We start from the raw sequence: 9126 nt of genomic DNA on the forward strand, positions 1-9126 counted from the left end.
GCCCGCCCCCCCCCCCGCCACTGGGGCGGTACCGGCTTCTGGGGCTACCTGGGCTGGCGCCGCTTCAGCGTGCTGCGCAGCCTGTGCCTGCCGGTGAACCTGCTGGAAGGCAACGCACCGGACCAGCGCGGCCCGCGCCGTCGCGCGGTCGCGGCCGGCGCCGCAGGTGCAGCGACGGTGCTGACGGTGACCTGCCTGTCATTCGAAGCGGTGCTGGTGTCCGGTGCGATCGGTGCGGTGTTCATGTTCATGCCGCTGGACCTGATGTCCGAATCGTGGCGTGCGGCCTGGGACATGATCGGCCGGGACACGCCGGCGTGGGCACGCTTCGGCTTCAACCTGGCGTGCTGGCTGGCCTCTGTAGTGATCGGTCCGTTCTTCGTCGGTGCCGGCTTCGGCCTGTACTTGAACCGGCGTACGCAGATGGAAGCCTGGGATGTGGAAATCGCCCTGCGCCGCCTGCGCGATCGCCTGCTGCCGGCGGCGTCGACACTGGCCCTGCTGCTGTGCCTGGCGCTGCCACTGGCCTGCGCACCGGTGCACGCGCAGGACGCGCAGGACGCGCCGTCGATCACCGACGACGCCGACAATGCCGGCGAGGACGAAGACAGCGCGGAGGAACCGGCCACCGCCGCAAACGACCCCGCCAACACGCCGGCAATGATCTTCGGCGACACACCGGTGGATACCGCCGGTTTCCGCCAGGCGGTGAACCGTGCCTACGAAGACCCGCTGCAGCACCCGACCCGACAGGTCACGCACTGGAAGCCGATCGAGCAGGCCGAGGAAAAGAAGAAGGAAGACAAGCAGCTGCAAGGCGACAGCGGCAACAAGGCCGAGCGCAAGGCACGCAAGGACGGCATCGCCTGGCTGGCGCGACTGGCCGAGTGGGGCCTGTGGGGCCTGCTGGGCATCCTGTTGCTGGTGCTGCTGCTGACCGCGCGGATGTGGCTGCCCTGGCTGCGTGGCAGTGGCCGGCGCAAGGCCGGTACCGCGCCGCCGGTGGTTGAAGAGGCGGTGGAACTGCCCGCGGTGCTGCCGCCGGACGTGGCCACCCAGGCCGGCCTGCTATGGGACCAGGGCCGGCCACGGCAGGCGCTGGCCCTGCTCTACCGCGCCAGCGTACGCACCGTTGGCGAGCGCAGCGGCATCGCGCTGCCCCCCGGCGCCACCGAGGCGCAGTGCCTGCGTGCCTCACGGCGCATGCCGGAGGCCGCCGACCGTGACCTGTTCGCGCGCATCGTGCGCATGTGGCAGTACGCCGCCTATGGTGGCCGCCTGCCCAGCCGCAGCGACTTCGACGCGCTGGCCGACACGCTGCGCCAGCAGTACGGATGGCAGGCATGAGCCCGCGCCTGTTCTGGTCGTTGCTGCTGGGCCTGCTGGTGCTGATCGGCGTGCCACTGACAATCCTCTACCTGCGCACGCACGAACGGGTGACCGAGACGCTCACCCTGCCGCCGCAGGGCGAGGCCAGTTACAACCCGCTGTACGTGCTCGGCCAGGCCCTGCGCGCCGACGGCATCGAGGTGCATTCACGACCACGGCTGGACCTGCAGCAGATGACGCTGGGGCCGCACGACACGGTGGTGCTGCTGCAGGACAGCAGCGAACTGCCGGCACCGAGCGTGAAACCGCTGCTGGACTGGGTCGACCGCGGCGGGCACCTGCTGGTGCGCACACCGCCCCCGGCGGAGGACGATACCGGCAGCACGCAGGGACCCTTGCTGGACCAGTTGGGGGTGGACAGCCTGTTCCAGCGCAGCGACTGCCAGCCGTTCCATATCGACGACGACAGCGGTCACAGCGAGTTCTGTGGAGGCCGCCGCTTCACGCTCGGGTTTGCCGCGCGCACACAGGCCGAACGCCGCTGGGGCGGTGACCGCGACCTGGTGTTCGCGCGCCTGCGCCATGGCCAGGGCAAGGTGAGCGTACTGGCCGACATGGAGTTCATGCGTGGCGAGGTCGACACACCCGCCGCACGGCTGGGCGCCGCTGCGGGCAGGCCCAGCGATGGCCTGCACGATCCGGCCCACCGCGACCTGACCCGCTATCTGCTCGATCCGAACTACGGCAGGGGTGCGGTCTGGCTGGTCTACGCCGGACGCCCGCCGTCGCTGTGGGCACGCCTGTTCTACCATGGCTGGCCGCTGTGGGTGCCGCTGCTGCTGGCCCTGCTGGGTTGGCTGTGGGGCCGCTCGCAGCGCTTCGGCAGCCTGCAGCCGTCTCCGCTGCTGGAACGCCGCTCGCTGCTGGAGCATGTGCGTGCCAGCGGCGAACTGCTGCTGCGCTTCGGCCACGGCGCGCGCCTGTACGACGCCGTGCTCGCCCTGTTCCTGCACCGCCTGCGCCTGCGCGCGCCGGTCGCCGCCGCACTCGATGGCGCACCGCGCGAGCAGGCCATCGCCGAGCTGCTGAAGTGGCCGCAGGGCCACGTCGCCAGCGCGCTCACACCCCCACCGCCGCACGATTCCTCCGCCCTGCGCGAGCGCATCCGCTTGCTGCTCCAGATGAGATCCCTGCTATGACCGAAGTGCCCGAGCTGCCGGCGGCCGCCAACGCCCGCCTGATCGAACGCGTCGATGCCATCCGCGATGCCGTTGGCCATGCCTTCATCGGCCAGGCCGATGTGCTGGACCAGATCCTGGTGGCGCTGCTTGCCGGTGGCCATGTACTGATCGAGGGCGTCCCCGGGCTGGGCAAGACCCTGCTGGTGCGTGCGCTGGCACAGGCCCTGGAACTGGATTACGGCCGCGTGCAGTTCACCCCCGACCTGATGCCCAGCGACGTCAGCGGCCACGCGGTGTACGACCCGAAGAGCGAGAGCTTCAAGATCCGCCGCGGCCCGGTGTTCACCAACCTGCTGCTGGCCGATGAGATCAACCGCGCACCGGCCAAGACCCAGTCGGCGCTGCTGGAAGTGATGCAGGAAGGCCAGGTGACCATCGAAGGCAAGGCGTTCACCCTGGCGCCGCCGTTCATGGCGTTGGCCACGCAGAACCCGCTGGAGCAGGAAGGGACCTATCCGCTGCCGGAAGCACAGCTGGACCGCTTCCTGTTGAAGGTGCTGATCGACTACCCGCAGCTGGAAGACGAGAAGCGCATGGTGACTGCGATCACCAGCGGCCGCGCCGCCAGCGATTTCGACCTGAGCCAGGTGCCGCGCGTACTTGGTGCCGGCGAGTTGCTGGAACTGCAGCGCGCCACTGCCGCGATCACCGTCGATGATGAAGTGATCGATTATGCGGTGCGGATCGTGGCGGCCACCCGGCAGTGGCCGGGGATCGCCGTCGGTGCCGGGCCGCGCGGCAGCATCGCACTGGTACGTGCGTCTCGCGCGCAGGCGGTGCTGGCCGGTCGTGATTTCGTCACTCCGGATGATGTGCGCGACATTGCTCGCCCGGCGCTGCGACACCGCATCGCGCTGGCCCCGGAACTGCAGATCGAAGGCCAGGACGCCGACGATGTGCTGGGTGCACTGCTGGCCAAGGTGGAAGCACCGCGCCGATGAGGCCGTCCCCGCTGCTGCTGGTGCTGCTGCTGGCCTGGGCCGTGCTGGGCGGCCTGGTGCTGGTCGGCCTGCTGCCGCGCGGGGGCTGGGCGCTGGCCGCACTGGCCATCGCCCTGCCGGCGCTGTGGGACCTGTGGCGGCAGGCGCGACGACCTTCGCCGCAGGTGCAGCGCGAGCTGCCCGAGGCGCTGGCGCTGGGCGTACGTCGCGGCGCCGCACTGCGGTTGCATGCGGACGCATCGATGACGGTGCAGGTGTTCGACCTGGTGCCCGGTGGCTGGCCGCTGGAATCGCTGCCACAACGTGTGCAGCTGCGGGCCGGCAGCGCCTCCACCCTGCACTACCACCTGCAACCGCTGCAGCGCGGGCTCTTCCGCTTCGAAGGCGTGCACCTGCGCATGCGTTCGCCCTGGCGGCTGTGGTGGCAGCAGCGCACGCTGCCGCCCGCGCTGGACGTGCGCGTCTATCCGAACTTCGTGCCGCTCACCCGCTTCGCCCTGTTCAGTGCCGACCAGGCCTCGCGGCTGGTCGGCGCGCACGTCAAACGCCGCCGCGGTGAAGGCACCGACTTCCACCAGATGCGCGAGTACCGCGTCGGTGACAGCCTGCGCCAGCTCGACTGGAAGGCCACGGCGCGTGCGCGCAAGTTGATCTCGCGCGAATACCAGGACGAAAAGAACCAGCAGCTGCTGCTGATGCTCGACAGTGGCCGGCGCATGCTGGCCAGCGAAGGCGGGCTCTCGCACTTCGACCATGCATTGAACGCCTCGCTGGTGGTGGCCTACCTGGCCCTGCGCCAGGGCGACGCCGCCGGCCTATTCGCCGCTGGTGGCGAGCGCCGCTGGGTGGCGCCGCAGCGCGGGATGGGCACGGTCGAGCACCTGCTGCGCGCCAGCTACGACCTGCAGCCGCGCGCGGTGGCCACCGACTACCTGGCTGCCGCCACCGAGGTATCACTGCGCCAGCGTCGGCGCGCCCTGGTGATGCTGGTCAGCAACGTGCGCGACGAGGACATCGAGGACCTGCTGGCAGCCGTTCGCCTGCTGCAGCAACGCCACCTGGTGTGCGTGGCCAGCCTGCGCGAGCGCGAGCTGGACGCTGCGCTGGAGGACGAGGTGCAGACGCTGGAGGACGCCGCCCAGGCTGGCGCCGCTGCGTTGTACCTGCAGCAGCGCGCGAAGGCACACGAAGCGCTGCGCAGCGAGAAGGTGATGGTGCTGGACGTGACCGCCGACGCGCTGCCCGCTGCGCTGGTGGAGCGCTACCTGGCGGTGAAGCGCGAAGGGTTGCTCTGATACCCACAGCGGCTGCCGGCCAGCGGCCGGCACTACCGGCACATCGCTTTGGTGGGTGCCAACCTTGGTTGGCACCAATGCCACAGCGCCGACCAAGGTCGGCCTCTACCCACAGCGGTTGCCGGCCCGCGGCCGGCACTACCGGCACATCGCCCCGGTGGGTGCCAACCTTGGTTGGCACGACGGCCCTGTGGGCCGCACCCCCATCAGACGTAGATCCGCGTCGGCGCCTCGTCCACGATCGCGTGCGGCACGAAGCGCGCACTGTCGCGGGTGATCGCGCTGTCGTCCTCGCGGATGCCGATGCCGCAGGCGTGATCGCCGACCACCCAACTGCCGATCAGCGGGTAACCGCCTTCGAAACGGGTGAGCGGATGCGCGCGCTGGATGATCGCCGGGCCGTCGTAGGGACCGTCACTGCGCTGCGTGCTGCCGTCGGCCAGGTGCATCTCGATGTTGGCGCCTTCGCGCGAGAACAGTGGCTTGCGCACCCAGCCCGAGGCCAGCGTGCTGCCGTCATCGAAGTGTGCTTCCAGCAGGTTCGGATGACCGACATTGCGCTGCCACAGCAACGGCAGGATGCCCTTGTTGCTCAGCACCGCCTTCCACGCCGGTTCCAGCAGCTGCACGCCCGAGCCGGGCAACGCGCGGCCGAATTCCTCGGCCATCAGGTCCTCCAGCGGGTACAGCTTGAACAGCGTGCCGATCACTGAATCGTCCAGCGCGGTGAAGCGGCCATCTTCGGACAGGCCAATATCCTCGATGGCGATGGCCTGGCCATGCAGGCCGGCCTGCGAGGCGCAATCACGCAGATAGTCGACAGTGCCGCGGTCTTCATCCGAGCTGCCCACGGCGCTGAAGTACAACGGCGGTGGCAGCTGCGCGGCCAGTTCGCCGAAGCGCTCGACCAGCGCCTCGTGGATGGCGTTGAACTGGTCGGCGTGCTGCGGCAGGCGACCGGCGTTGCGCTGGTCTTCCAGCCACTGCCACTGGAAGAAGCTGGCCTCGAACAGCGAGGTCGGCGTGTCGTAGTTCAGTTCGTACAGCTTGGCCGGACCGGTGCCGTCGTAGGCCAGGTCCAGGCGCCCGTACAGATGCGGCTGGCGCTGGCGCCAGCTGTCGGCGATCCAGTCGCGGTAGTGCGACGGAATCGCCAGCTGGTCCATCAATCGCTCGCTGGCGATGACATCGCCGACCAGGTCCAGCGCCATCTGGTGCAGCTCGGCGCTGGGGTCTTCGATGTCCTGTTCGATCTGGCGCAGGGTGAAGGCGTAGTACGCGCTTTCATCCCAGTACGGCTGGCCATCGATGGTGTGGAAGCGGAAACCCGCCTCTTCCGCGCGTGCCCGCCACTGGGCACGCTCGGCAATCCGGATGCGCTGCATGGGTCGATCAGCCGCCGTAGCTGCCGCTGGTGCTGCGGCGCGCGCTGGTGTTGCCGAAGCCACCACGGCTGGCAGTGACCGCACGGTTCGGTTCGCTGGTGACCGGGGCCAGGCCGGCCTTGCCCGCGCCGATGCCACTGGCGGTGTTCAGGCCACCGCTACCGCCCGGGGCCGGGCGCGCCCAACCAGCGCTCTTGTCCTGGTAGGCCGGCGACGCCGCCGGCGCCTGCGGGGGCAGGCCGCCGCGGTTGCTCAGCATCTGCGACATGAAGAAGCCCATCATCATCGGGCCGATGAACGAGGTACCCGCCGAAGTGTGCTGCTGCACGCACTGTTCCGGCTTGTAGTCCTTCTCGCAGGCTTCCTTGCTGGCGTACTTCGGCGCCGCATCGGCGGCCTGCTTCTGCGCTTCGGCGAAGGCGTTGCGGCACGAGGATGGATCGCCGGTGGCCTCGGTGCAGGCCTCCACCGAGGTATACAGGCCTTCCTGCACCTTCACCTCCGGCTCCTTCTGGCAGGCGGTGAACAGCAGCGGCGCGGCGCTCATCAGCAGCAGCGCGGTGGTGCGGGAACGTTTCATGGCCTCATGCCCTGTCGACGGATCAATGCCCCAATGATGCCAAATCCTGGCCAACAACCGGAATCGGCAAAGTCCGAAAGATGAACGGACTTTCATTTTCGTCGTTCCCCATCATCCACGCATGGCGTGGATCTACCGTGTCGACCAAGGTCGACACCTACCAACAGCCGCAGGAAACCGTCGAAGGCGGGGTGGGTCCGGTGGCAGGGGTGTGAGCCGCATGGATGCGGCGACCAAGCCCCCATGGACGGGTTCACGGCGTCCCCTGCCACCGGACCCACCCCGCCATCCCACACGAAGCCAGCTTTTGACGTTGAGGTTGAGGTTGCCGGCCAGCGGCCGGCACTACCGCTTCGGCGGGTGCAGGGCGCAGCCCTGCCACTCTCCCTCCCCGGTGGTTGCAGCAGCAACCGAAAAAATTGTCCATGATCGGGCGACCCCCACGTTGTACGGCCCGCCCGTTCCGCCAGCCATGCCTGAATACCGCTCCCGCACCTCCACCGCCGGCCGCAACATGGCCGGCGCCCGCGCCCTGTGGCGTGCCACCGGCATGAAGGACGGCGACTTCCACAAGCCGATCATCGCCATCGCCAACTCCTTCACCCAGTTCGTGCCCGGCCACGTGCACCTGAAGGACCTCGGCCAGCTGGTCGCGCGCGAGATCGAGCAGGTTGGCGGTGTCGCCAAGGAATTCAACACCATCGCCGTGGACGACGGCATCGCGATGGGCCACGACGGCATGCTGTACTCGCTGCCCAGCCGCGAGATCATCGCCGACGCCGTGGAGTACATGGTCAACGCGCACTGCGCCGACGCGCTGGTGTGCATCAGCAACTGCGACAAGATCACTCCCGGCATGCTGATGGCCGCACTGCGCCTGAACATCCCGGTGGTGTTCGTCTCCGGTGGGCCGATGGAAGCGGGCAAGACCAAGCTGTCCGAGCACAAGCTGGACCTGGTCGACGCGATGGTGGTGGCCGCCGATGACAGCGCCTCCGACGAGAAGGTGGCGGCCTTCGAGCGCAGTGCCTGCCCCACCTGTGGTTCGTGCTCGGGCATGTTCACCGCCAACTCGATGAACTGCCTGACCGAAGCGTTGGGCCTGTCGCTGCCCGGCAACGGCACCACCCTGGCCACCCACGCCGACCGCGAGGCGCTGTTCCGCCGCGCCGGCCGCCTGATCGTCGAACTCTGCCACCGCTGGTATGGCGGCGAAGACCCGAGCGCGCTGCCGCGCGGCATCGCCACCCAGGCCGCGTTCGCCAATGCGATGACCCTGGACATCGCCATGGGCGGATCGACCAACACCATCCTGCACCTGCTGGCCGCTGCGCAGGAAGCGGAGGTCGACTTCGACCTGACCCATATCGATGCCTTGTCGCGGCGCGTACCGCAGCTGTGCAAGGTGGCACCCAACACGCCGAAGTACCACATCGAGGACGTGCACCGCGCCGGCGGCGTGTTCGGCATCCTCGGTGAACTGGACCGCGCGGGCCTGCTCGATACCGGCGTGCCGACCGTGCACAGCGCCAGCCTCGCCGACGCGCTGGAGCGCTGGGACGTGGTGCGCAGCGACAACGACACCCTGCATACCTTCTTCAAGGCCGGCCCGGCCGGCATTCCTACCCAGGAGGCCTTCAGCCAGGCCACGCGCTGGCCGACGCTGGACGTGGACCGCGCCGAGGGCTGCATCCGCTCGCTGCAGCACGCCTATTCGCTGGAAGGCGGGCTGGCCGTGCTGCGCGGCAACCTGGCCGTGGATGGCTGCGTGGTGAAGACCGCCGGCGTGGATGAGTCGATCCACGTGTTCGAGGGCCCGGCACGCGTCTACGAAAGCCAGGACGCTGCCGTCGCCGGCATCCTCGCCGACGAAGTGCAGCCGGGCGAGGTGGTGGTGATCCGCTACGAAGGCCCGAAGGGTGGCCCGGGCATGCAGGAGATGCTGTATCCGACCAGTTACCTGAAGTCGAAGGGGCTGGGCAAGCAGTGCGCACTGCTGACCGATGGGCGCTTCTCCGGTGGCACCTCGGGCCTGTCGATCGGCCACGTCTCGCCGGAAGCGGCCAGCGGCGGGGTCATCGGCCTGGTCGAAGACGGCGACCGCATCCGCATCAACATCCCGGCCCGTCGCATCGATCTGCTGCTGGATGACGCCACCCTGGCCCAGCGCCGCACCGACGCCGACGCGCGTGGCTGGAAGCCACGCGCGCCGCGCCCGCGCAAGGTCACCAGCGCGTTGAAGGCCTACGCCCTGCTCGCCACCAGCGCCGACAAGGGCGCCGTGCGCAACACCGCCCTGCTCGGCGATTGACCTCTGTGTGGTAGTGCCGGCCGCTGGCCGGCATCTGCCGCGTG

General features: G+C 69.2%; 7 protein-coding genes. 5 read left to right on the plus strand and 2 right to left on the minus strand.

What is annotated here, in order from left to right:
* From QRO93_RS15715 to QRO93_RS15730, 4 genes are all read left to right on the plus strand, one after another.
* A partial coding sequence (locus QRO93_RS15715) for a DUF4129 domain-containing protein (RefSeq protein ID WP_285304279.1) occupies window positions 1–1347 on the plus strand: 1347 nt, incomplete at its 5' end.
* Window positions 1344–2528 (plus strand): DUF4350 domain-containing protein, encoded by a 1185-nt coding sequence (locus QRO93_RS15720; protein WP_180879470.1) that lies wholly within the window; start codon window positions 1344–1346, stop codon window positions 2526–2528. The genes QRO93_RS15715 and QRO93_RS15720, both read left to right, overlap by 4 nt.
* Window positions 2525–3511, plus strand: a complete 987-nt coding sequence (locus QRO93_RS15725) for a MoxR family ATPase (protein ID WP_005411535.1) — start codon at window positions 2525–2527, stop codon at window positions 3509–3511. Before QRO93_RS15720 ends, QRO93_RS15725 begins: the two co-directional genes overlap by 4 nt.
* Entirely contained in the window at window positions 3508–4806 is a 1299-nt protein-coding gene (locus tag QRO93_RS15730; RefSeq protein ID WP_180879468.1) for a DUF58 domain-containing protein, read from the plus strand. The genes QRO93_RS15725 and QRO93_RS15730 overlap by 4 nt, the downstream gene beginning before the upstream one ends.
* A 206-nt stretch (window positions 4807–5012) precedes the next feature.
* On the opposite strand, the gene QRO93_RS15735 is transcribed toward QRO93_RS15730, so the two are convergent.
* Together QRO93_RS15735 and QRO93_RS15740 are read right to left on the minus strand one after the other, a co-directional pair.
* Window positions 5013–6191 (minus strand): glutathionylspermidine synthase family protein, encoded by a 1179-nt coding sequence (locus tag QRO93_RS15735; RefSeq protein ID WP_053451095.1) that lies wholly within the window; start codon window positions 6189–6191, stop codon window positions 5013–5015.
* 7 nt (window positions 6192–6198) lie between these two features.
* Window positions 6199–6771, minus strand: a complete 573-nt coding sequence (locus QRO93_RS15740) for a DUF1190 domain-containing protein (RefSeq protein WP_180879466.1) — start codon at window positions 6769–6771, stop codon at window positions 6199–6201.
* Between the two features lie 472 nt (window positions 6772–7243).
* On the opposite strand from QRO93_RS15740, the gene ilvD reads away from it, so the two are divergent.
* Window positions 7244–9082: a dihydroxy-acid dehydratase gene (gene ilvD / locus QRO93_RS15745; RefSeq protein WP_180879464.1), complete on the plus strand. Its 1839-nt coding sequence runs from the start codon at window positions 7244–7246 to the stop codon at window positions 9080–9082.
* Window positions 9083–9126: the final 44 nt, after the last annotated feature.

Source organism: Stenotrophomonas maltophilia group sp. Smal17 (assembly GCF_030237045.1).
In the GTDB taxonomy this organism is placed as follows: Bacteria; Pseudomonadota; Gammaproteobacteria; order Xanthomonadales; family Xanthomonadaceae; genus Stenotrophomonas; species Stenotrophomonas forensis.